Annotated in this window: 22 protein-coding genes and 1 pseudogene; 13 read left to right on the top strand and 10 right to left on the bottom strand. The window is 38.4% G+C overall.

What is annotated here, in order from left to right; genetic code table 11:
- The 7 genes from WA249_RS08845 to WA249_RS08815 all read left to right on the top strand — a co-directional run bounded on the left by WA249_RS08845 (position 1) and on the right by WA249_RS08815 (position 6967).
- Positions 1-876 carry a type II secretion system F family protein gene (locus WA249_RS08845; RefSeq protein ID WP_336167973.1) on the top strand — a complete coding sequence of 292 codons (876 nt, stop codon included), beginning with the start codon at positions 1-3 and terminating at the stop codon, positions 874-876.
- On the top strand, positions 863-1210 hold the full coding sequence (locus WA249_RS08840; protein ID WP_336167971.1) for a DUF192 domain-containing protein: 348 nt from the start codon (positions 863-865) through the stop codon (positions 1208-1210). Before WA249_RS08845 ends, WA249_RS08840 begins: the two co-directional genes overlap by 14 nt.
- A 618-nt stretch (positions 1211-1828) precedes the next feature.
- Positions 1829-2398 carry a hypothetical protein gene (locus WA249_RS08835; RefSeq protein ID WP_336167969.1) on the top strand — a complete coding sequence of 190 codons (570 nt, stop codon included), beginning with the start codon at positions 1829-1831 and terminating at the stop codon, positions 2396-2398.
- A gap of 24 nt (positions 2399-2422) precedes the next feature.
- Positions 2423-2578, top strand: a complete 156-nt coding sequence (locus WA249_RS08830; protein WP_336167966.1) for a hypothetical protein — start codon at positions 2423-2425, stop codon at positions 2576-2578.
- A gap of 93 nt (positions 2579-2671) precedes the next feature.
- Positions 2672-3241: a hypothetical protein gene (locus WA249_RS08825; RefSeq protein WP_336167965.1), complete on the top strand. Its 570-nt coding sequence runs from the start codon at positions 2672-2674 to the stop codon at positions 3239-3241.
- A gap of 266 nt (positions 3242-3507) precedes the next feature.
- Positions 3508-4032: a hypothetical protein gene (locus tag WA249_RS08820; RefSeq protein ID WP_336167963.1), complete on the top strand. Its 525-nt coding sequence runs from the start codon at positions 3508-3510 to the stop codon at positions 4030-4032.
- Positions 4033-4054: 22 nt separating this feature from the next.
- Positions 4055-6967 (top strand): calcium-binding protein, encoded by a 2913-nt coding sequence (locus tag WA249_RS08815; protein WP_336167962.1) that lies wholly within the window; start codon positions 4055-4057, stop codon positions 6965-6967.
- A gap of 80 nt (positions 6968-7047) precedes the next feature.
- Here the strand turns inward: WA249_RS08815 and WA249_RS08810 are convergent, their stop codons facing one another.
- A complete protein-coding gene (locus WA249_RS08810) occupies positions 7048-8508 on the bottom strand; it encodes a coniferyl aldehyde dehydrogenase (protein WP_336167959.1) in 1461 nt (486 codons plus the stop codon).
- 129 nt (positions 8509-8637) lie between these two features.
- Here WA249_RS08810 and WA249_RS08805 point away from each other — a divergent pair, with 129 nt between their 5' ends.
- From WA249_RS08805 to WA249_RS18945, 3 genes and pseudogenes are all read left to right on the top strand, one after another.
- Positions 8638-9708, top strand: a complete 1071-nt coding sequence (locus tag WA249_RS08805) for an AraC family transcriptional regulator (RefSeq protein ID WP_336167956.1) — start codon at positions 8638-8640, stop codon at positions 9706-9708.
- Between the two features lie 65 nt (positions 9709-9773).
- Entirely contained in the window at positions 9774-10214 is a 441-nt protein-coding gene (locus WA249_RS08800) for a hypothetical protein (RefSeq protein WP_336167954.1), read from the top strand.
- A 17-nt stretch (positions 10215-10231) separates the two neighbouring features.
- A pseudogene (locus tag WA249_RS18945) lies at positions 10232-10306 on the top strand (hypothetical protein); the annotation flags it as partial.
- Between the two features lie 15 nt (positions 10307-10321).
- Here the strand turns inward: WA249_RS18945 and WA249_RS08795 are convergent.
- From WA249_RS08795 to WA249_RS08760, 8 genes are all read right to left on the bottom strand, one after another.
- Positions 10322-11218, bottom strand: coding sequence for a DMT family transporter (locus tag WA249_RS08795; protein ID WP_336167952.1), 897 nt, complete (start codon positions 11216-11218; stop codon positions 10322-10324).
- Between the two features lie 145 nt (positions 11219-11363).
- Positions 11364-13115, bottom strand: a complete 1752-nt coding sequence (locus tag WA249_RS08790) for a tannase/feruloyl esterase family alpha/beta hydrolase (RefSeq protein WP_336167951.1) — start codon at positions 13113-13115, stop codon at positions 11364-11366.
- A gap of 32 nt (positions 13116-13147) precedes the next feature.
- The gene (locus tag WA249_RS08785) at positions 13148-13537 is read right to left on the bottom strand and encodes a PaaI family thioesterase (protein ID WP_336167949.1); all 390 of its coding nucleotides are present in this window, start codon (positions 13535-13537) and stop codon (positions 13148-13150) included.
- A gap of 78 nt (positions 13538-13615) precedes the next feature.
- The gene (locus WA249_RS08780) at positions 13616-14866 is read right to left on the bottom strand and encodes an OprD family porin (RefSeq protein WP_336167947.1); all 1251 of its coding nucleotides are present in this window, start codon (positions 14864-14866) and stop codon (positions 13616-13618) included.
- An 81-nt stretch (positions 14867-14947) separates the two neighbouring features.
- Positions 14948-16087 (bottom strand): acyl-CoA dehydrogenase family protein, encoded by a 1140-nt coding sequence (locus WA249_RS08775; RefSeq protein ID WP_336167945.1) that lies wholly within the window; start codon positions 16085-16087, stop codon positions 14948-14950.
- A 75-nt stretch (positions 16088-16162) separates the two neighbouring features.
- Complete coding sequence (locus WA249_RS08770) at positions 16163-18049, bottom strand: feruloyl-CoA synthase (protein ID WP_336167943.1); 1887 nt, start codon at positions 18047-18049, stop codon at positions 16163-16165.
- An 82-nt stretch (positions 18050-18131) separates the two neighbouring features.
- Positions 18132-19583, bottom strand: coding sequence for an aldehyde dehydrogenase (locus tag WA249_RS08765; RefSeq protein ID WP_336167941.1), 1452 nt, complete (start codon positions 19581-19583; stop codon positions 18132-18134).
- A 37-nt stretch (positions 19584-19620) separates the two neighbouring features.
- Positions 19621-20460 (bottom strand): p-hydroxycinnamoyl CoA hydratase/lyase, encoded by an 840-nt coding sequence (locus WA249_RS08760; protein ID WP_336167939.1) that lies wholly within the window; start codon positions 20458-20460, stop codon positions 19621-19623.
- Positions 20461-20709: 249 nt separating this feature from the next.
- Between WA249_RS08760 and mhpT the strand changes: the two genes are divergently transcribed.
- The 3 genes from mhpT to WA249_RS08745 all read left to right on the top strand — a co-directional run bounded on the left by mhpT (position 20710) and on the right by WA249_RS08745 (position 23282).
- Positions 20710-21942, top strand: a complete 1233-nt coding sequence (mhpT, locus tag WA249_RS08755) for a 3-(3-hydroxy-phenyl)propionate transporter MhpT (protein WP_336167937.1) — start codon at positions 20710-20712, stop codon at positions 21940-21942.
- Positions 21943-22012: 70 nt separating this feature from the next.
- Positions 22013-22468, top strand: a complete 456-nt coding sequence (locus tag WA249_RS08750) for a MarR family winged helix-turn-helix transcriptional regulator (RefSeq protein ID WP_336167935.1) — start codon at positions 22013-22015, stop codon at positions 22466-22468.
- Between the two features lie 121 nt (positions 22469-22589).
- Positions 22590-23282, top strand: coding sequence for a GntR family transcriptional regulator (locus tag WA249_RS08745; protein WP_336167933.1), 693 nt, complete (start codon positions 22590-22592; stop codon positions 23280-23282).
- 43 nt (positions 23283-23325) lie between these two features.
- On the opposite strand, the gene WA249_RS08740 is transcribed toward WA249_RS08745, so the two are convergent.
- Positions 23326-24270, bottom strand: coding sequence for a PDR/VanB family oxidoreductase (locus tag WA249_RS08740; RefSeq protein ID WP_336167931.1), 945 nt, complete (start codon positions 24268-24270; stop codon positions 23326-23328).
- Between the last annotated feature and the right edge of the window lie 6 nt (positions 24271-24276).

Below are 24276 nucleotides of genomic sequence, written 5' to 3'. Positions count from 1 at the left end.
ATGAATAATATAATCTTATATACCTGCTTCATTGGGTTTGGAGCAGTCATCTCTTTTTTATCTTGGCAGCTCTTTAGCTTTATCAATGCTGTACCGGATGAGAATCGTGAGTATTTAGATAAACCTCCCTTTATATTTTATATAAATTGGGTGCTTATCAAAACTATTGCCTTTTATATTGAGCCTTTAATATCGAAGAAAGCTGAAGAAAGTTTAAACAAGAAAATTGTTTATGCTGGTTATGAATATGTTTTTAAACCACAAGAGATTGTTGCTTCACAGATTACTTTCGGGGGGATATTTTTTATCTTAGCATTGGTTTTATTGTACTTATCCAATATAGATGTTCTTTATAGTATTGCATTTGCACTATATGGATTGTTATATCCAGTGTTATGGTTAAAAAGTGAAAAAAAGAAAAGAGAGAATATTATTCTCAAAGAAATTCCATTTTTTTTAGATATTATCGTACTCTGTGTGGAAGCAGGTCTTACCTTAGTAAATGCATTGGATCAGGCTGTAACAAAGTCAATTAAAAGTCCTACCCGATACGAATTTTCTAGAGTATTGGCAGACATTCGCAAAGGTATTCCAAAAAATGAAGCTCTACGAAATATGGCGCAACGTGTAGAACAACCATCCGTACAAAATTTAGTATCTGCAATTATTCAGGCTGAAAATATGGGTATGAATCTTGGTCCAATTCTACGAGGTCAAGCTGAGCAGCGGCGTGTTGAGCGCTTTTTACGTGCTGAGAAATTAGCATTGGAAGCCCCAGTAAAAATGCTATTTCCATTAGTTGTTTTTATTTTCCCTTGTACATTTATTGTTATTGGATTTCCAATATATATCATGATGAAGGATGCATTTGGATAATATGTACTTAAATAATTTTAATATAAAGTTTGAAGTATTTTCTGCTACAAGTTTTTTTTCTAGAGCTGCTGGGCTTTTATTTCGAAAGAAATTAAAAGAAAACCAGTGTTTATTGATTAGCCCATGTACCTCAATCCATACGATTGGTATGAGGTATAATATAGATATTGTTTTTATCGATGCTTTTGGTTATGTAACTGATATTCATTATGATGTTAAACCTTTTAAAGTTGTATCTGGCTCAAGCCAAGCTTGTTCAGTGGTTGAGTTTTTAGGAGGTACATTAAAAGATTTATCAATAAATGATAATCATTTGTTTACTAAGAAATTGTAAAGTATATTAAAATATTTATTAAATAAATTTAAAATATTTAGTTAATGTATATTTTAAGTTTATTTAATAATGTTTGTGTTGAATGATGTTGAATTGGTTTTTGTAAATAAAGTATATGTAAAATTTATTCTATTAAAATAAGTTGATGTGATATTATTCAATTATTATAATTTTATTAAGAAGATAAACAAAGTGTTTGTTGAATTTTAAATTAGATGTAAAATTTTAGCAGAATAAATCTTGAAAATTTATAATGAATATATTACAGAACTTGATAGTGCTGAATTCTTCATGGCATATTTATAGTTTAACGGAACTACATAATTTAGTTCGTTAAGTATCAGGAAGTTTGAGCGATAATACAATATTAACTTTCTATTGTTCAGATCGTACCTTTAGAGAAAAATACTTAGTACTAAAATAAATATGAGATGATTAGTATCAATTCTTACAGCGAAACTGTGATAATTGGACTGATTGTTCTTTTTTATTTGATAAAAAGGTTTTTAAAATATTTTAAAAGAATGTTTTTAAATATAGCAGTGATTTAACCCATACAATTAATGAATATAGATTGTATGGTTTAAATGAACAGTGATATGTAAAAGAGTAAAATTTATGACTTTTAAGAAAATGGATATAGTAGGTGAAAAATTAGATCACCTTGTGAGTTTTGTTGAACCACTCATACAAGATCTGGATCTTGATTTCCCCATTAGGATTGATGACAGCCTGTTGGTTGATGAAGAACGGAATATTTATTATTTATCATTTTTCACAGGTAGTGGATTTTTATCTCCCCCAAGAAAAATCATATTAGAAAAAGAGGGACCTTATTATTTTGATGGTTATGAAAATAACCCTGTAACTCCCTTTCATTGGCCCGCAGTAGAGGCAATTGTAACCCCAACACAAGCGATATTGTTTACGTCTTTTGAGTTTTCAGTTTCAACAGTTCAAGATCATAGATCACATAGTGAATTTTATGTATCTTCACTGAGTGTTAAATCTTTAAATAACCCGAATATTATCCATATTCATTCAGAGACTGAAGTTCCTCAAGACATAAATAATCTTATTGGTGAAGTTTTAGATATTTATGAAAAAGAAATAATGGATAGATGGACAGTTACTACACAGCTTTATTATAACTTTGGCGTAGATATGCTCAATGGCTTAAGAAACTAATAATTAAAAGAAGAAAACAGAAACATGGCAAGATCATTAGAAACCCAAAATATTATTAATCAACTTGCTGCTATTGAGCAGACAAATGGACAAGTTACTATTCAGGACTTACGGCAGGCATTCATTAATCTTGTGCCTATAGTTTATGAAGATTTAGTAAATAAAACTACTTTGTTTTAATGTGAATATAATTAAGAGTGATTTAACCCATACAATTAATGAATATAGATTGTATGGTTTAAATGAATAGCGATATGTAAAAGAGTAAAATTTATGACTTTTAAGAAAATTGATATAGTAGGTGAAAAATTAGATCACCTTGTGAGTTTAGTTGAACCACTCATACAAGATTTGGATCTAGACTTTCCTATTAGGATTGATGACAGCTTGATGGTTGATGATGAACGGAATATTTATTATTTATCATTCTTTGTAGGTAGTGGTTATTTGTCACCTGCTGAAAAAATTATATTAGAAAAAGAGGGACCGTATTATTTTGACGGTTATGAAAATAACCCTGTAACCCCATTTCATTGGCCCGCAGTAGAGGCAATTGTAACCCCTACACAAGCGATATTGTTTACGTCTTTTGAGTTTTCAGTTTCAACAGTTCAAGATCATAGATCACATAGTGAATTTTATGTATCTTCACTGAGTGTTAAATCTTTAAATAACCCGAATATTATCCATATTCATTCAGAGACTGAAGTTCCTCAAGACATAAATAATCTTATTGCTGAAGTTTTAGATATTTATGAAAAAGAAATAATGGATAGATGGGCAGTGACTACACAGCTTTATTATAACTTTGGTGTAGATATGCTCAAGGGCTTAAGAAACTAATAATTAATAGAAGAAAATAGAGATATGGTAAGATCATTAGAAACCAAAAATATTATTAATCAACTTGCTGTTGTTGAGAAGGTGAATAGATAATTTGGAATGTAAGATCGATATTTTATTTTAAAGTAAATGTATATAATTGGTAAATTAATATATTTTATCTTATTAAAGGTGGTGGAGAATATATTAAGTGATTTTATTGTATATATAAATTATAATATTTGAAAAATTTGAACTAACAAGTAGTGAAAGGCGATTAAGAAGAAATGAGTTTTATTGCATATCAAAACAAAATTACTGAAAGTAAACCCGAACATGTAGCTATATATGAACGCTATTGGAAACTACCTCATGAGGTTTTAAAAGAGCATAATTACCTTTATGGTCATTGGCAAAGAGATAGAAAAAATGATCGAATTTTTAATAGAGACCTTTATATTTATGCTGATGATGAGCGTCATATTGGTTTAATTTTGATTCATGATTTTATTGCTGCGGGAGTAGAACATGCTCCAGCTGCCTATGTGTTCTATGCAGAAGATGAGCTCGTATTGTTACAAGTATCGGATATGCTTAGTTATCCAATTGATATAGAAAAAAAAATATATGGCAGAAAAATTTATTTAACTCCTTTTGTCATGCCACCTAAATTCATTGGTCGAGAGGATATTTTAATAGAGTTAATAAGAGAGGCTTTTTTAGCAAAATTAAAAAATCGCAGATTAATAAATCAGCAATTTGTAGACGTACAATTATTTTTAAATCATCCATTTGAACATTATGCTTGGTAACTTATTAAAAAAGAAATAAATCATGAAAACTTATAATGAAATAATTACAGAGCTTAGCAATGCTAATGCTTCAGGCTATATTTATAGTTTAAATGAACTGCATGATTTGGTGAGACAAGCATCAGGAAGTTTGAGCGAGAATACAACACTCACATCCTATTATTCAGGTAGCGCATTTTTAGATCAAGATGTAAGTACCGGATTGTATCAAGAGCCTATTAGTACAAATTCTTATGGTGATATAGGTCGCATTGGACAAACTGAAGTTTCTTATTTATCTCGGGAACAATCTTTTCGTGATGCTTTAGAAAACACTTTGGACTCTATGGGGGTTATTGATTCTTATCAATTTAATAAAGAAGGTACGGCAGCCTATGAGTTTTGGAATGGTTCTGGTGGCATAGACCCGAGTACAGGGGAACATGTACCAAGTATATGGAACACGATTTCAGAAGTGTATGCCAGAGATACCAAAGGAGATGTTCTAGCTTTAGTTCCCTTTGCTGATGATAACCGTATTTGGGCACAAACGGAATTACCAACATTATTGGATAATCCAAATGTAACCAGTATTAATGGTATACCAATAGATGAGTTGCGTACCAATTTACAAAGTAATGGATATAACCAGGTTTTTGAGGATATAAAAACACAGTCTGTGTTGATAATGTCTGAATTCCAATATGTTCGAGATACTAGCACGGGGCGTATTGCCGCTGTGGATACCGGTCAGGTTTTATCCAAATATTTTGGTGTGGAAGATGTCACGATAGACCCATTTATTACAATACAAAATCCGACTTATGAAATTCGGCCTCAATATGAAGCCTATGGATATTCAGAGATCTATAATTCTCAGTTAGGTTTAATTAGGGAAACACATATACAAAATAGCCCTTATTTAACAGACATACAAAAATCACACTTTTTGGAGGTAGCAGGAAAAACTGGAGGGGTTTTGGGATCAGCTTTAACGGTATTGGGATTAATTGCTTTAAGTTCTCAAGTCCAAGCAGCCGAAACGTCAGAACAAAAACAACAAATTATAGACGATTGGGTGGCTCATACCACGGCAGAGTGGATTGCAGGATCAATTGGTAGTGCGTTGGTGGTAGGAGGTGTGGCAGCATTTACAGCAGTATCTGCACCTGTGACTTTAGCTTTAGCGATTGTGGGTGGAATAGTTGGTTCGATTGTGGGTGGTGACACGGTCTATGACTATATTAAAAATGGCGTAAATGCTTTATTGGATGACATTAAAACGTGGTGGTTGTTATGGGAAAAATTACTCAGTGATACAGGAATGGGTAACTTTGAAGAAAGTGCTGATTTAGACTTGGTTCAAGAAATTGATAGAGGTGATTCACTTTCATTATATTTAAACCATGGTGGATTAGGCACCAGAGTCCCATTTAAAAGTTCATCGATTATGTTGGACCATATAGAAACAAACACACACGCAAGTACAGATACAGGGTTATCTGAAGGTGACCTTGCTAAAAATAACTTTGGTGCTGAAACTGTCCCAATAGTAGAGGAAAATAGAAATAATATTATATCTACTGATATTGGGGATAAATTGATTCATGGGGATACAGGTAACGATTATTTAGTTGGTGGGAGTGGTAATGATTATTTAAAGGGTGACTATGGCAATGATCTACTAGAAGGTGGGGATGGAGAGGATTATTTATTTGGGGAGGATGGAGATGATACGCTTATTGGTGGGCGAGGGAGTGATGAGCTGGAGGGTGGCTCAGGTATAAATACTTATATCTTCAATAAAGGAGATGGTGTAGATGAGATCCGAAGTTATGATTTTTATGAAGGTAAATCTCAGTATATCGCTGAGACACATATTATTCTTGATGTTTTACCCGATGATATTTGGGTAAATGCATCGGCAGACTATGTTTTTTTAAGAATTAAAGATACAACTGATCAGCTTTATATCAAAGATCCATGGAATGCTAATATTGGTTTAAAAACTATAACTTTTGCAGATCAAACTGTCTGGACCATTACCGATATTTTAGCTCACCCCTTGTTAGGCACCGAAGATGATGACTATTTAGTTAATATGAATGCCTATGATGCAACAATCTATGGTCTTGCTGGAAATGATCATTTGTATGGTTCTATCGGTAATGACTATTTAGATGGCGGCACAGGTAATGATTATTTAGATGGCGGTATAGGTGATGATTATTTAGATGGTGGCGATGGAGTCAATACTTATGTTTTTAACCGTGGCTATGGTGATGATATAGTTAGTTCTGCGGTTGGTGCAAACTCACTTCCAACAGAAACCTATATTTTAATGGATGTATTACCAAGCGATATTTCGGTTGAAATTTCATATACGAATGTTTTTGTTAGTATTGATGATACTGGCGATTTCTTGGAAATTCTTGGAGTATTTCAGGAGTCATCAGCTTTTAAAACGATTACTTTTGCAGATCAAACTGTATGGACTATTCAAGATTTACAGAATTCCGCTTCAATAGACAGTAATCAGGATGAATCATTAACAGATTTATTGAATGGTTTAGCTGACAATTCTAACTACGAAGAGTACGGTTATTTGTTTGATGAATTGTCCGATAACCAATCATTAGTTGGACAACTTGAAGGAAATAATACGCAAGTGCTGACAGACTCTTTGATATTAGAAGAAAGTTCTGACGTTGACTATCCATTTAATCTTTTAACAATTGAAGATATGCAAAAGTTTAATATTGATGTTGATAAATTATTGAGAAGTGCCAATGCGAATAGTGAAAGTGAAGATACTCAAAATGTTAAAAATAGTTTGACTCAAAAATATCAGCTTGATGAAGTTGATGATCAAATCGTATTTGATAACACTTCATTTTCAATGCCAAATAACATTGGTTTATGGAATACATCATTTAATCAACAGTTTATAGCCTGATTTTTTTATTATTATCTTGAAATAACTTGTTTATTTAACCCATAAAAAAAAGCCTCATTACGAGGCTTTTTTTATAATCTTTATTTAATATTTGGATCACCTTTTTTTAAGAAAAAGCGAATTGCTAACTTTTGTAGGAATGTTCCATAAGGTGGGTGGAAAAGCTGAGTCGGGAAAAACCGATGACGTATAAATACAGTTTTTGCATGTGAAAGTTCGCGGAAACCTTCTTCTCCATGATATGACCCCATGCCTGAGTTTCCGATACCACCGAAAGGAGCATCATGGTTGACTACATGCCAACCCCAGTCATTGATGGTCACACCACCCGAATGAGTTTCACGTAAAATACGATCACGTTCTACCGAGCTATGTGTAAAGAAGTAAAGTGCTAAAGGTCGTTCGTCCGATTTCACATAGGTAATCGCATCATCTAAAGAATCATAAGCCACCACAGGTAAAATAGGGCCAAAGAGTTCTTCTTTCATAATGCGCATGTCTGGCGTGCAGTTCAGCACAATCTGTACAGGCATTCTGCGACCTTGTTGGTCAAAGCTGTAAGTGTCGCAAGGAATAATGCGGGCACCTTTTTCTTGCGCATCGGTCAAAATATCTTGAATACGTTTTAAATGGCGGTCATTGACAATGGATGTGTAATTCTCATTATTTTCAATGTTTTGACCAAACATTTTTACAAAGCTTGATTTTGCAGCATCCACAAATTCATCAATACTTTCTTTGGGAACCAACGCATAATCAGGTGCTACACAGATTTGACCACTATTTGTTGCTTTACCATGTGTAATACGTTTTGCTGCATCGGCAAGCGGGTAGTTGCGGCTTACAATTGCAGGTGATTTACCACCTAATTCGAGTGTAACAGGTGTTAGATTTTCAGCAGCAGCTCGCATGACGACTTTGCCAATCGCAGGAGAGCCAGTAAAGACAATATGGTTAAATGGCAAAGAGGTAAATCTTGCTGGGTCTGTAATTTCTTCACCAAAAACTGCGACTTCATCTTCATTAAAGACTTCAGCAAGCATGCGTCGAAGCATTGCATTGGTATTGGGGGTAATTTCAGGGAGTTTAATCATGACTCGATTGCCCGCAGCTAAGGCGGCAATGAGTGGCCCGAGTGCTAAATAAACGGGGAAGTTCCAAGGCACAATCACACCAACTACGCCTTTAGGCTGATATTGCACACTTAAACGGTTTGATAAAAATAAAAGCTCGGTACGGCGTTTACTTGGACGCATCCAACGACGTAAATGATGAATCGCATGATCGGCTTCCAACACAGAGCCAAGTAAATCTAATAGTTTAGATTCATCCAGTGATCTTGAACTAAAATCGGAATTAATCGCAGCAGCTAAAGCATCTTGATAACGAATAATTTGTTTTTTGAGTTGATGCAGCTTTGTGCGACGTGCCTCAAGACTTGGGTAGGGATCTGCGTCGAAATTGGCACGTTGTTTGGAAAAAATAAGTTCCATATGTTCGGTGGCAGAGCCGCTATATTCTTTTAAAGTGGAGCTTTCCATTATTGTTCCTTCCATACTTTTGCTTATCATACTTTATGCTTGAAGCGTCGTATGGTCGATGTTAAATTGAGACAACAAGAGGTAGTTTAGTGCCATTATGCACGTCACTCTAGGGATGGTGTGAGTTAAATGCCTAAAAATATTTATAAAAATGCAAATAGTGTTATCGAAGGAAATTATGATAATACATCTCTGGGTTCGAATACATATTTGCTAGGTTTGACCAGTTTATTTGATGAAATGGGTTCGCAAGGTCATTCAATATCAGATGTTCTATCTGGTGCAAATATTTCACCAGATACGATGAATCAATCCTCTTTATATATTTCTCAAGTTCAAAAAATCCAGTTATTTCAAAATATTCAACGTTTATCTCATGATCCGTTAATTGGATTACGTGCAGGACAAAAGCAGCGGCTGTCAGATTTTGGAGTGTATGGTTACGCACTCTATTCTTCGCGTAATTTTAGGCAAGCGGTAGAGCTCGGCATTCGACACATTAAGCTTGCAGGGCCTATTTTAAAGAAGTCTTTTTATATTCGAGATGATGCTGCTGTTTTTGAAGGGCAAGATATTATTGCACTAGGTAAGCTTTTGCCTTTGGTGTGCGAATTTTGGTTTAGCTCAATGCAAACCTTAATTGAACGTGTGCTGGAAGGACCATTTCAAGCAAAGAAGCTTTTATTGCCTTATCCAGCACCTGAGTACGCAGAAGAATATGAAAAAGTTTTTCATTGCCCCGTTCAGTTTAATGCTGGGGTGATGCAATGGCACTTTGATTTAAAATGGCTCGACGTACCTTGCCCAAATGCCAACCCGATTACCGCGGACATGTGTAAGTCCTTTTGTGAGCGGATGTTAGGTGCGGCAGTAGCCGAAGAGCCTGAGTTAGTAAAAACAATTCGTTTAATATTATTGGATGGAACAGGGCTTTTTCCATCAGCTCAAGAAATGGCTGAACGCTTACATATGTCAAAGCGTACTTTACATCGGCGCTTGGCGGGTTTTGATTTAACCTATCAAGAACTGTTAGATGAAACTCGGCGCCGTCTTGCTGATGAGTATTTGCGAGAGACGACTTTAATCATAGATGAAATTGCGGAGAGAATAGGCTTTTCAGATACTTCTAATTTTAGAAAAGCCTATCGTCACTGGACAGGCATTTCACCAAATGAGTATCGTGAGAAATTAATTTTATAATTTAAATAGCTGAAAATAATTTAATTAATTTAAGAAATGATGATTGGCCTAATGAGTTGAATTGTATGTATGAAAAGAATAGTGATTTAAATTTTGAGAGTTTTAAAAATATAAATAAACCAAACTTCTTTGGGGATATTGAGTATATTTACTCAATTTTTAAAATTAAAGAACTACCCATAGATTTACTTTTTAAGATTCTAAATTTGGTTTCTCCTGATTTCCTTATAATTGGAAATCATATTTTTTTAGCGAGTGAGTTTGATCAAGACAAATTTAATGATTTGCAAAAGGTAGAAGAGACAAATAGAACTCAGTTTTGGATGAATCTCATAGAGTTGACAAGTTTACATGACGAGATGACAGCGGAGCAGGCTTTATTAATCGCGAAGAAAATCGTTGATTCTTGGAATGCAAAAATTAAATATGAGGGGTTAAATGCACACGGTAGAGCTAGAGTTTATGAAGAGATTGAATATGGTGAGATTTTTATAACAATTGATTAGTTTTCAATTGAATAAAAACTAATTTTAGAAAAGCCTATCGTCACTGGACAGGCACTTCACCAAATGAGTATCGAATACAGTACCTAAATTAGAATCGGGTTTGTCTGCTATTTAAATCGAGAGAGTAACTTTTTCTGCAAAAATGGATTGCAGAGCAATATGGCAAATAAAATAATAAATATGCCAATAATGCTGAATAGATCGGGTAATTCATGCCAAAAAACAAATCCCCAAATTCCTGCAAAAATAATAGCAATATAATTCATTGGGCCAATTTGTCCTGCTGGCGCTAAGCTATAAGCATAAGACATAAAAAGTTGGCTAATGTTTGCTAAAAGTCCTGCGGCAATCAGTAGGCTTAATTCGTGCCAAGTAAAAATGCGCCAATGCCAGAACATCGGAATAGAAGAAATCAAACTACCAAAAATACAGAAATAAAAAACGATACGCTCAGGCGGTTCTGTACTGGTTAAAGCTCTTACAGTCACAAAAGCCATTGCTGATAAAAAGCATGCACCCAAGCCAATAAAAGATAGTGCATTAAATAAACCTTGGTCGGGTTTAGCGACAAATAAAACCCCAACTAGACCAATGACAGCAGCAAAAATCATCGATTTGGTAATTTTTTCTTTTAAGAAAAGCCATGCAATCAGTGGGATAAAGATAGGTGATGAGTAGCTAAAAACCATCGCATTTGATAGTTTTAAGTTCGCAATTGCATAGAAAAAACCATACATTGCAGCAAGACCCACTAAGCTTCGCCAAGTGTGCATCCAGAGTTTATCGGTTTTAACGAAATCTAAGCCCTGCTTTAAAAGCATAGGAATAAAAATAAATAAACCTACTGCATTTCTAAAAAATACGACGGTCGCATTATCTACCGTTTGTGAAGCAAAACGAATGCACACTCCCATAATGGAAAATAATAATGCTGATGTCATAAGACAAAGCAGTGCTTTTCCAAGTTGATTTGAGGGGAGGTTTGGAGCAGTCTGATTTTGCATATCGAAATGAGTTTTTGGTTTTCGGTGTTATCTTAGCAGTGATGCAGGCATTGGATGAAATATCATTTGATAATGATTCAACAGTGATGCTTAGCAAAATAAAAAAGAGAGCCTAGGTCAGCTCTCTTTTTTATTTTATAGAGTGTTATTTACAGCTAAAGTTTTCAGCTTTTTCGCTATCACCTTGACCATTGTAACGGGCAATCAGTGGGTAAGGACAAAGTGGGCGGGTGCGGTCTGGTGCCCAGTCTTGCGGAAGTTCAGTATTGATTTGACCACCTAGGTTACCTGCGCCGCGTGCCGTCGCAATGATTTTGTCAGGTGCTTGCCCATATTCAACCCAATTGACTAAAGCAGTCAGTGCATCAAATTGATCGGTCGAAATGCCATCACGGGTATGGTTCATGCCCGGAACTCTAAAGAAACGTGCAAATTCAGGCGCTGTACCTTTCGCATCATTTTTATAGTGTTGGAGTAGTTGATCGTACCAATTTTGGGTGTCATCTACAGAGAAAACGCCGTCTGCTGTGCCTTGTACCACAATCATTTTTCCACCGTGATTACGGAGTTTATCTAGATTCAATTCATCGGGTGGCATCATGAATGACATTGAACTTTCGGTGTACACATCATTGGTTGCCGATAATTTTGAATAATCGGTATCAAAATTATAGTTAAAGGCAAATTGTCTAGAATTTTGAGTTACAGTTGGGGCAGGTGGAACCTGAAAAAGAATGCCGACAGCAACAGGGTCACGCGCTGTTCCCACCGAAGATTCAAACTTCCAGCTTGCCCAGTTACTGCCTACTAAACCTGGGTCGAAAGGCTGGGTTGCATAGAGTGCTTGTCCGGCAGAATTTACGGGGCCACGGTAAATATTGGCTAGTACATCAATTTGTTCGGTACTTAAACAAGTACCATCCCTTGTACTTGAGCAAACGGGTACATCTTTGTGAATATCAAAAGCAGTACGGCAAGCCTCAACATCTTGAACCAAGCCATCTGCAACACCGTCTAAAGCATCGCATCGATCTAAAATCGCTTTTGCTAATACTTTACGCTCTGAAAGGGTAAGAGCAGTGCTTAGGTCATTTTCATCTGTTGCGACACGACGAAGTTGTTGTGCTGTGTAGAGTTGAGCTGCTGCTGCACGAGGTAAATGAAAACCCGGTGTACTTGCTAAAATTCCGTCATATTGGTCGCCCAAACGGGTTGCGGCAATCATGGCATGACGCCCGCCGTTAGATGTACCTCCTGCATAGGAGCGATCTGGCAATTTCCCATACGCTGTTTTAATTAGATTTTTTGCCATAGGCGTGAGTTTGGTAATGGCTCCGTAGCCGTAGTTGATTCTAGCTTGAGGGTCTAAACCAAACATTGGATTTTGTGAGGCATTATGTCCAGCATCGGAAGAAATAACAGCAAAACCATCATGTAGAGCATTGGTGAGTGGGCCGCCGCTGCCGACCTGACCCGTTGCAGGAATTAAATTACCATCGGTTCCACCATTGCCTTGATAGAGAAAACGGCCATTCCAGTCTATTGGTAAGCGCATTTCAAAACCAATTTGATAGGTTTGTCCATCAACAGGGCTTACACGTTGATCCATATAGCCTTTGACCAAACAATGAGCACCAATCGGTTTGTTGGCTACAGTCAATGTGCCTGTTTCTTGAAGAGTTGCTGAGCTAATGACTGTATTGTCATAATGAAAACTAGTCAGATCCGAACAGCTTCCAGTTAGTTTTGCGCCTACAGCAGGCGACAATTGAGGTGGTTTCGTTGTTGAGGGTGTAGATATGTCATTGTTATCGCTTCCACAGCCTCCCAAAGCGCCAAGCATGGCAAGTACTAAAGCAGAGTAGGTCAAAATTCGTTTATTGTTGGTGTAATTCATTATTCATATCCTTATTGAATCAATGGATGTAATTAATCTAAAACCAAAAAATTAGCTGTGCTTCGTGCAATCATTTTGTTGTTTTGCCAAGCTTCACTTTCGAGATTCAGTACGGTTTTGCCTTGTTTAATGAATCGGCATTTTGTAATGACTTCGCCCACTGCACAGGGCCTTAAAAAATCCATCGTTAAGTTGATGGTTGTAGCTGGTTTACGGCCATTGGCGAGAAATGCAAAAAGCCCCATCACGTCGTCAAGCATGGCGCAGATCATGCCACCTTCAACGGTGCCGCGTGGATTGGTAAAGCTTTCTAGAGCCGTGTAATAGATCGTGAGTTCAGTATTTTTGTCATTCCAATGGATATTGTGTCCACCCAAATGGTGATGGATGGGCGGTAAGTGTTCTAAAGTTTTTTGATCCATAATGAAGGGTCCATGCTGAATTACTTATTTCCCGAAATAAAAAGAGGTTCTATGGGTGACAGAACCCCTCGTTTTGAATTATTTAAATTTCCATGTGTAGTCGATGTTGATACGGGTTTCGTTTACAGGTTTGATGTTGGCTGTAGCGAGCATGTTGTTATCATAAATGGCATAGCGCGCGCGCAGTCCTAAATTTTTTAACCAGCCAGTTTGAACCGTGTAACCTAAATCAAAGTCTGTTTCTCGCTCTTTTAGATTGGTTCCACCTAAGTTAGGTGCATAAATATTGTGGCCTGTGGTGTAACGGGTCATGAAACGTAACCCCGGTACATAATCTTTAAAGTCATATTCATAGCGGAAGCTATAGGCTTTCTCTTTTGCGTTTAGAAACTCGCCCGGCCACGTATCAATGAGAAGTCCGGTTTCACCTCCAGTCAAATACGGGAAAGCGGTATCGCCGTGATGTTGGAAGGTGCCAAAAATAAATTTATGGTTTTGGTGTTTAAGTTCGAAATGCGCATGATAAAGATCATTATCGACTAAGCCAGCTTTTGCTTGTCCATCATCACGGCTACGGTAGTAGCGTAATTGCGAACTCAGATTGGTCGTGTCATTAATTTTGTGTTGATGTATGGCTCCAACCATGGTTTGGTCATAAAGATCATTAACATCCATGTAAAAAGCGGTGAGCTTAAGTGCAGGATTAAACTGATAATTCCCACCTAAATAATAGAGGCCGCTCGTCTCAGCACTTTTGTATCGACCATTTACGCCTGAAATTTTAATTCTTTCATAGTTGGTCGAATCTCTTTGATTTACCTTATCGATATAGGCAGCTTGTAAGTCGAAGTCTTTAATATCTTTACTGGTGAGTGAAATCCCTCGATAGGTTTGAGGAAGCAAACGAGCAGGTGAAGCCACTAAAACAGGGTTCATTGGCATGAGCGTACCAATGCGTAGCTCAGTCTGGCTCATTTTAGCTTTTGCTGTGACGCCAATTTCTCCATAAGAGTCAGCCGGTTCATTGGTACGCGTGTCTCTAGGTAAGTTTCCTGTACCTGCATATTTGGCGCTTGCATCTAGTTTAAAACCTGCTGTTGCCAGTACATCTAGCCCAAAACCAACGGTTCCTTCGGTATAGCCTGAATTGGCTTTGAGAATAAACCCTTGTGTCCAGTCTCTCGCTGCTGGGTAAGTCGATGGAACTTGATAGTCTCGATCAAAGTAGAAATTTCGCGTGGTGAGTTCTACTGAGCTGTTGTCAATAAAATTGCCAGCCCAGACTGAGCCTGAGAGCATAAGGGTAGAGTACATCCATAATTTCGACATAGCATTTCTTCCTGAAATATCATTTTTTGTTTTCAACAAGGCATGGTTGTTCTGTCTGCCTTGTCTGGTTTTTAAATCGAATTATTTTCCGAGCAGTTCTCGGGCTACGATTTCTTTCATAATTTCATTGGTTCCCCCATAAATTTTTTGTACCCGTGCATCCACAAAAAAGCGTGAAATCGGGTATTCCTGCATGTAACCGTAGCCGCCAAAAAGTTGAAGTAACTGATCAATCACTTCACATTGAACATCGGTGATAAAGCATTTCAGTGCGGCAACTTGAGTGACACTTAACTGGTGTTGTTGATACAGCGCTGCACATTGGGCTACAAAAGCATGGGCAGCTTTCGCTTTGATTTGGGCATTTGCGAGCACAAAGCGTGTGTTCTGCATTTGACTTAACGCTTGTCCGAAAGCTTTACGCTCCAGTACATAGTCTTTAGTCAGTTCGATGGCACCTAAAATTGACCCCAAAGCCATCATGGAAATGCTTAAACGCTCACGCGGTAACTCTTGCATTAAATAAGCAAAACCTTGTCCTTCTTCACCCAAACGCTGAGTTGCAGGTACACAAACATCATCAAAAAATAGTTCGGCTGTATCTTGGGCATGGAGTCCGATTTTTTGTAATGAACGGCCTTTTTTAACCCCATCTAAAGCGGCATCGACTAAGAAAATCGAAATACCTTTTGCTTTAGCTTGCGGATCAGTTTTCGCAACCAGAACGATCAGGTCGGCATGTAAACCATTTGAAATAAAAGTTTTTGAACCATTAATACGGTAGTGGTCATTTTCTAAAATGGCTTGAGTGCGTATTGCCTGTAAGTCTGAACCAGCATTCGCTTCGGTCATGGCGATGGCAGTGACGACTTCACCTGTCACCATTTTCGGTAGCCAATAACGTTTTTGCTCTTCAGTTCCAATATTTTGCAGGTAAGGAGAGACCAACTCATTTTGCCCGCCAATGGCAACTGCCAAAGATGCAAAACCAGCTTGAGCAGTTTCTTGAACCAACATGAGTGAGTAGTGCACAGGAGCGCCGTACCCGCCATATTCCTCAGGTACATCGACGCACAAAAAGCCATTTTCCCCAAGACGAAGCCATAGATCACGTGGAATCAGGCCATCGTGTTCCCACTGTTCATAATACGGAGCAACCTGTTCTTTTAAGAATCTGCGGTAGCTGTCCCGAAATAGTTCAAATTCTGTATCGTGTGGCATGTTGAACCTTTTTTTAGGCAAAAGTGAGGCTAAGGCTCAAACCGAAGTTTGAGCTTCCTTTTTTATTTCAATTGCTTATTGCTTTAAGGTGGGCACCCGAATAATCAGCGGGTTATCATTCTGCTTTTGATAAAGCTCATCAATGAAAGCAGCACGACGCTTGGTAATATTGCCTTGATTGAGGTTTCCTTTATCGGTCACTTCGCCTGCATCGAGTTGAGGCGGCTCTGCCATTAAATAAAGCATTGAGACTGTATTTGAACTGCCAGTCGCATCTTTATTAAACGTCGTTAAAAATTGGCGGAACCATTGCTGGACTTTAGGGTGCTGCAATATCTCTGCTGGAGAATGTTCGCCCAGCTTAAGACCAGCTTGTTGAGCACAAGCATCTAGTTTTGGAAAAATCAAAAAGCCAACCGCATTTAGGTTTGAACCTGTAATGCAGACATCTTGAACCAGTAAATTACCTTGAATGAGTACTTTGTTGCGTAGTGTGCCCACATTCACAAAAGTACCTGTATTGAGTTTAAAGTCTTCGGCAATTCGTCCGTCATACATCAGACCTTTAGTTGGATCATTCACATCGACTAAACGAACAGCATCGCCAGTATGGAAAAAGCCTTCATCATCAAATACAGTGCTTTGCTGGTCTGCCTTTAAACGCCAATAGCCTTTCATGACGTGTTTGCCACGAACACAAAATTCTAGTTTGTCACCACATGGTACTAGCTTAATTTCGCATCCCGGAGCAGGGTAACCAATAAAGCCAGCCATCACGCGTGGACCTGTTGTAAAAGCACAAGATGGTGCAGTTTCAGTCATGCCCAATCCGCTCATGATGCGAATTTTTTCTCCGCAATGTTGCTGAGCAATTTTATCGAGTCTGTTCCAGCCCGCTTCGGAAAGCGCTGCACCTGCAAAGAATAGAATTTTAACTTTGGCAAAAAAGCGGTCTCTTAATTCTTCATCTTTTTCTAACGCTTCGGTGAGTTCTTCCCAACCTTTTGGCACATTTAAATAAACTGTTGGAGAAATTTCTTTCAGATTACGAATGGTTTCATCAAATTTTCCTGCAACGGGTTTGCCGTCATCAATGTAAATGGTACCGCCGTTATAGAGCGCAATACCGACATTGTGACTGCCGCCAAAGGTGTGGTGCCAAGACAGCCAGTCGAGTAGGACAGGTGGCGTTTCTTCAAACTCAGGGAAAGTCTGCAACAACATTTGCTGATTAACACACAGCATTAAATGCGTGGTCGGTACAGCTTTAGGTAATTTGGTTGAACCTGACGTAAATAGGAATTTGGCAATTTGGTTTTCATCAAGGGTTTGGTAAAACTCTTGAACATTTGAAACAGGCGTATCTAAAAGCGATTGAAAAGATGTGCAGATCTGATTGCCCACAAGACCCTTGTTGGTCACCACTTCAATGTCGGATGTAATACAAGCCTGAATCGCTTTGGCAAAAGCCTGACCATCACTAGCGTAGACTAAGCCGGGTGTAAGCACTTCAAACACATGTTTAAGTTTGCCAAAGTCTTGAGAAATCAGAGAGTAGGCAGGGGAAATAGCAGAGAAAGGCACACCCGCCAGCATGGCACCCATAGAGAGTGTTAAATGTTCGAGATCATTACCACTTAAAATGACCAGAGGTCGTTCTTGGCTTAACTTACGTTCATGTAAAGCCTGAGCAATGTGCCATGCACGTTGTAAAACTTCTGCATAACTCAGTTTGACCCATTCACCTTGAGCATTACGTTTTGCTGCAAAAATATGGTCAGGTTTTGTTTGTGCAAAATGAATTAACCGATCTGTCAGTTTTTGTGGATACAGTTTTAATTGCTCTTTTGGGCTGATATAGAGCGTGTCATCTTTATGGTGATAATGAATATCATGTTGCCCTAATTTTACGAACCGTTCGCGGTCTTGTGATTGAGTGGCATTCATTTGCATTTCTTTCACTCCATGGAAAGCGCATCACTGCGCTTTATTTTTTTGCATCATGCAATTTTTATTTAATATGTCTGTGTTCGTATTAGCCTGACTAAATCGGGTAATGACGTGATTGGGTCTGAATGGTGATCCAGCGTAGTTCGGTAAATTCGGCAACAGAGACTTTACTACCAAAACGTCCGTAACCACTCGATTTTGTTCCACCAAATGGCATTTGAGCTTCGTCATGTACGGTTGCACCGTTAATGTGACAAATACCTGAATCAATTTGTTGAGCGACTTCCAATGCTTGTGAAATATTCTGGCTAAACACTGCCGAAGAAAGACCGAACTCGCTGTCATTTGCCAGTGCTATGCCTTCTTCAAGGCTTGAAAAACGTTGAACAGTGCATACAGGTCCAAATGATTCTTCACGGTAAAGCAGCATGTCAGGTTTAATATTGAGCACCAGCGTCGGTTGCATGGTGGTGTCTTCAATATGAATGCCTAAAGGTAAGTCGGCACCTTTGTTTTGGGCATCTTCAAGCAAATGCTGAATGCGATTTACAGCGCGGCGACTTTCTAAAACACCGAGTGCATTGTCTTTTGAAGTTGGATTACCTGCCCGAATAGAGCGGGTTTTCTCAATCAGTTTTTCAATAAATTGGTCGGCAATTTTGTCTTGAACCAAAACACGTTCGGTCGACATACAAATTTGACCCTGATTGAAAAACGCCCCGAAAGCCACAGCATTTACAGCTTCATTAATGTCGGCTTCATTTAAAACCACGACAGGGGCTTTACCACCCAATTCAAGTAAAACAGGTTTTAAATATTTAGCAGCAGTCTCGGCAATAATTTTTCCGACTTTGGTTGAACCCGTAAAATTAATGCGTTTTACAGCTGGATGAGACACTAAACGTTCAACAATTTGTGGTGCATCTTCGGCTGCATGAGTAATCACATTCACCACACCTTCGCCAAGACCTGCTTCGTATAACACTTCACCAATGAGACGATGTGTTGCTGGACAGGCTTCCGATGCTTTTAACACTACCGTGTTACCACAAGCCAAAGGCATAGCAAGCGCACGTGTTGCCAAAATGACAGGGGCATTCCAAGGTGAAATTCCTACAATCACACCACAAGGAACTCGCACACCCATCGCAAGATTGCCCGGCACATCTGACGGAATGAGGCTTCCGTCAATTTGTGTGGTCATTGCTGCTGCCTCACGTAACATGTTGGCAGCAAGGTGAACGTTAAACCCATACCATGTTGCAGTTGAACCCGTTTCTTGCATTCCAGTTTCAATGAATTGCTCAGTCTTTTGGTCCATTAAATCGGCTGCTTTTAACAAACGTAAGCGACGTTCGGTAGGCGAGAGTTTCGACCATACTTTAAAAGCTTGTTGTGCCGAGTCTATTGCACGATCAACATCTTCCAAAGTTGCAGCAGCGGCTTTAGTTGCCACTGATCCATCAATGGGGCTAATACGCTCAAAAGTTGCCTGATTTGATGCATCAACAGATTGACCGTGAATAAGTAACTGTACATTTTGCATGGGTTGTGTCCTTACATTGCCATTAGAGAATCAAAAGTTAACCAGTACGTTTGTAGCTCTGTAAACCCGGTTTAATTGATTTTTCATCTAAAAATTGTTTCAAACCTTCTTGGCGACCATTTTCTGTATCGCGGTGGATACATTGATCAAGTTTGGCATATAAGTAGTCTTCGTTTTGATCCCAAGTCAGTTCACGGCAACGCTTAAAGCCATTTTTAGCTGTACGAAGAACCACAGGGTTTTTCTCAAGTAAGCAATTTGCAAGTTCAGCCACTTCTGCTTTTAACTGTTCAAGCGGTACGCTTTTGTTCACAAGGCCCATGTTTTCGGCTTCTTTACCAGTAAAGGTTTTGCCTGTCATGATGTAGTACAAAGCTGCACGGTGACCAACAGTATCCGCCATTGCCTTGCTTACAAGGTTGCCCGGTGGAATACCCCAGTTAATTTCAGATAAACCAAATGTTGCTTCATCTGCTGCAATCGCAAGATCACAAGCCACTAAAGGTGAGAAACCGCCTCCAAAACACCAACCGTTGACCATTGCAATCGTTGGTTTTGAATACATGCGAAGAAGTTGCCACTGCCAACGGCATGAGTCGCGGCGAATACGTTCTTGATAAATTTCTGGCTGAGTATCAACTTCACGGAAATATTCCTTTAAGTCCATGCCTGCTGTCCAAGAATCACCCGCACCGGTCAACACGAGCACACGTGCATTTTGATCAAGTTCTATCGCTTCAAGCACATCAATCATTTCACGATTGAGTGTAGGACTCATGGCATTTTTCTTTTCTGGGCGGTTTAGTGTAACCCATGCAATTCCATCTTCAACTTTAACATCTACGGTTTCCCAGCGGTTTTCATAACTCATCTTCATACTCCTTGAATGATTTTTTAGCTGTTCTGGGATTTAATTTAATATCAGTTAAACTTACATTCAAGTCTTTTTTATAAAATTTCTCAAATATTTTATAATCCATTGTATTTTAAATATTAATTAATTTTATTGATTATTTTATATAAAAATATGTTGATTTTTTAGTAAGTTTAACTGATATTTTTGGTGTGTTTAAACAATAATACACAAAGGGCTAAATGGAACGACTAGTCAATAAGGGATAACACAATGGAAAAGATATTAGGACAGTCTGCAAGGGCAAAAATCACGTTGCTATTATGCTTTGCGATAGCAATTTTTGAAGGTTTTGATCTTCAGTCAATGGGGGTAGCCGCCCCACGAATGCGGACTGAGTTTATGTTGGACAATGGCCAGATGGCGTGGGCATTTAGTGCTGCAATTTTAGGAACACTACCAGGTGCGATATTAGGCGGTAGATTTGCAGATATTGTTGGGCGTAAGAAAATTCTGATTTTTAGTATTTTACTTTTTGGAATGATGTCTTTGCTAACAGCCTATGCTGCTAACTTCAGTTTGCTGTTACTCATCCGTTTTTGTACCGGTTTAGGAATGGGTGGGGCACTTCCGATGATGATTACACTTGCCTCTGAAGCCGTACCTGATCAGCACAAGGGCAAAGCGGTAAGTATCATGTATAGCGGCATTCCATTTGGTGGATTACTCACTTCTGTCGTTGCTATGTCGTTGGCGGGTGATGCAGAGTGGCGTCATATTTTCTATATTGGTGGTATAGCGCCTATTTTACTCATTCCACTGATTATGCGCTTTTTACCTGAGTCCAATGATTATCTACAACGGAAAGTTCAGGCACAAAAAACGACCCCATTCTTTGAAGTTCTATTTGCCAAAGAACGTCGTATGTCAACGATTCAGCTTTGGGTGAGTTTCTTCTGTACCTTAGTCGTGTTGTACTTCTTGTTGAACTGGTTGCCATTGCTCATGGGCGCGCAAGGCTTATCGAAATTACAGGCAAACTATGTGCAGATGGGCTACAACGTTGGCGGAATTTTAGGTTCAATCTTAATGGGTGTATTGCTTGATAAAATACGCATGAGTTTTGTGATTAAGCTGATTTATCTTGGCATTTTATTCTCGCTTTGCTGCTTGGCAATTTCTCCAACCGTTGCATTACTGGCGCTTTCGGCAGTAGGCTGTGGTTTATTTATTGTGGGTGGACAATCGGCATTATACGGTTTGGCTGCCATGTATTACCCAACCGAAATGCGTGGAACTGGAGTAGGTGCAGCGGTTGCAATTGGGCGTATTGGTTCTTTTGCTGGACCTTTAATGGCTGGTTTTTTACTCTCGCTTGGACAAAGCTCGACCATTGTGATCGGTTCAAGCATTCCAGTGATTTTAATTGCAGCGATCTCTGCATTACTTCTTGTCAAAAAACCTAAACAGCCTGTACATTTAGTACAAAGCTCAGGTGCTCGCTAAGTTTTAACGAAAGTATGGGGTTAGAGCCTCATACTTTCACTACAGATTTTCTTATGATGATTGAAAGGTTATGGTACGTTCGAATTCAGTTCAAAAAAAAGTAGAAGATGAGCCTAAGTTAAGTTACATGATTGCTCGTGTTGACCGAATTATTAGTAAACATTTAACAGAACATTTAAAAGAGCTTGAGATTACCTTGCCGCAATTTACTGCGCTTTCTGTTTTAGCTTCAAAAAGTAATGTATCCAATGCCAAGCTTGCTGAGCGGTCTTTTATTAAGCCGCAATCAGCCAATAAAATTTTGCAAGATTTACTGGTTAATGGCTGGATTGAGAAAAAACCTGACCCAACACATGGACGCCGTATTTTAATTACGCTGACTGAAAGCGGTGTTGATAAGCTAAATAAATGTAATGAAGTGGTTTTAAAGGTTGAAGAAAAAATGCTTGAAGGTATTGATATTAACTTGGCTTATTTAATCCGTAATAATCTCGATATTATGGTGAATAATCTTAAAGGCCTTTAAGCAATGTCGTTTGTAATCTAATTTTTAAACTCAACAGAAATGCTTAAGCACTGATTCACACAGAAAATTTATTTCATTTTGCAAATGAACTTGCTAGCATCGAAGTGACGTTTTTGGTGATGTGTGGCAGCAAATGTCTTCAGGACAACAAGTTTTACTTAAATTAAGAAAAATGATTATTTCAGGGGAACTTGAGGGCGGTGCCAGAATTGCCGAGATTCCTACCGCGGAGTTACTTGGAGTTTCGAGACAGCCTGTTCGTATTGCATTTCGGTTGCTCGAACAAGAAGGCCTCCTTATTAAAAACCCAACCCGTGGTTATACGGTTCGTGAAATTTCAGAACAATTGGTTCATGATGCACTCGAAGTGCGAGGTGTACTTGAAGGGTTGGCTGCGAAAACGTTAGCAGAACAAGGTCTAACAGAAGAACAGAAAAAGACGCTGCAACATTGCATCCAAGAAACTGAAAAACTATTTAATGATAAAGACGAGTTTGGCGATGCTGAACTAGAACGTTATCACCATTTTAATATCATTTTTCATGACACCATTATTGAAGGTGCGCAAAACGTTGCGCTCATACAAGCTTTAGCGAAAAACAATCAGTTACCAATGGCTTCTGCTCAAGCCATTACCTATGACCAGAATCAAGCTTTGTCAGAATATCGCCGTTTGCACTATGCACATTTACAACATTGTTCGATTTTCGATGCGTTGACACATCGTCAGGCAGGACGTGCTGAAACTTTAATGCGTGAGCACAGTAGTGTCGTGATTTTGGGTGAAACGCTCAAAAATGTTTTAAGTGCTTAAGGTGAAATAAGTTCCTTTATTTTTGAATAAAGGAACTTGGGTCTTAAAGCTCAATCACAAGATTTTTAGTTTTTGCACGAGAACAGCAGGGCGTAAATTGGTCGTTCAAAGCATGTTCCTCATCGGTCATAAATAGATCCCGATGATCTGGTGTACCCTCTACAACGCGGGTAATACACGTACCGCAAATACCTTGTTCACACGAAACAGGAATATCAAACCCATTTGCAATTAATGCTTCAGTTGCGGTCTGTTCTGGCAATACTTCAATTCGGCGGCCCGTACCTTTAACTTCAATAGTAAATGCTTCGTTGTTTGAAGTATCTGCTTTTTTAGCGACAAAGTGCTCTTGATGTAATTGCTCGTTGTGCCAATTCGCTTGCTCGGCAGAACTCATGACAAACTGCATAAAACCTGTCGGACCGCATACATATAAGTGTCTATCTGGTGAACTCTCACCTAAAGCCTCTGCCATATTACATTCGGTGTCTGGCTGATCTTGAATGTGGAAATGGATTTGATCACCAAAATGCTTGGTTAAATTGCCATAGAAGGCAATCATTTCATGACTACGAACAAAGTAGTGTAATTTGAAAGGAATATTGGCCGATTTAAGCCGATACGCCATCGATAAAATAGGAGTAATACCAATACCGCCAGCAAATAAAACAGCCTGCTTTGTTTGAGGATGAATCTCAAATAAATTACGTGGTTCACCAATCTTTAAATGATCACCTTCACGATATTCAGTATGGATACAACGTGAACCACCGCGTGAATTGGCATCATGTAAAACACCAATTACATAACGATGCTTTTCACTGCAACAGTTTGAAAGTGAATATTGACGAGTTGGACCGTTTTTAAGATGCACATCAATATGAGCACCTGCTTCAAAATTCGGTAGCTCTGTACCATTTGCTGCAATCAGTTCAAAGGCACGAATGGTCGGGGTGAGCTGGTGAATTTTTTGAATAATAACGTCCATGTTCAT

Source organism: Acinetobacter sp. 161(2023) (assembly GCF_037027805.1).
In the GTDB taxonomy this organism is placed as follows: domain Bacteria; phylum Pseudomonadota; class Gammaproteobacteria; order Pseudomonadales; family Moraxellaceae; genus Acinetobacter.
This window is presented reverse-complemented; position numbering and strand designations above follow the sequence as displayed.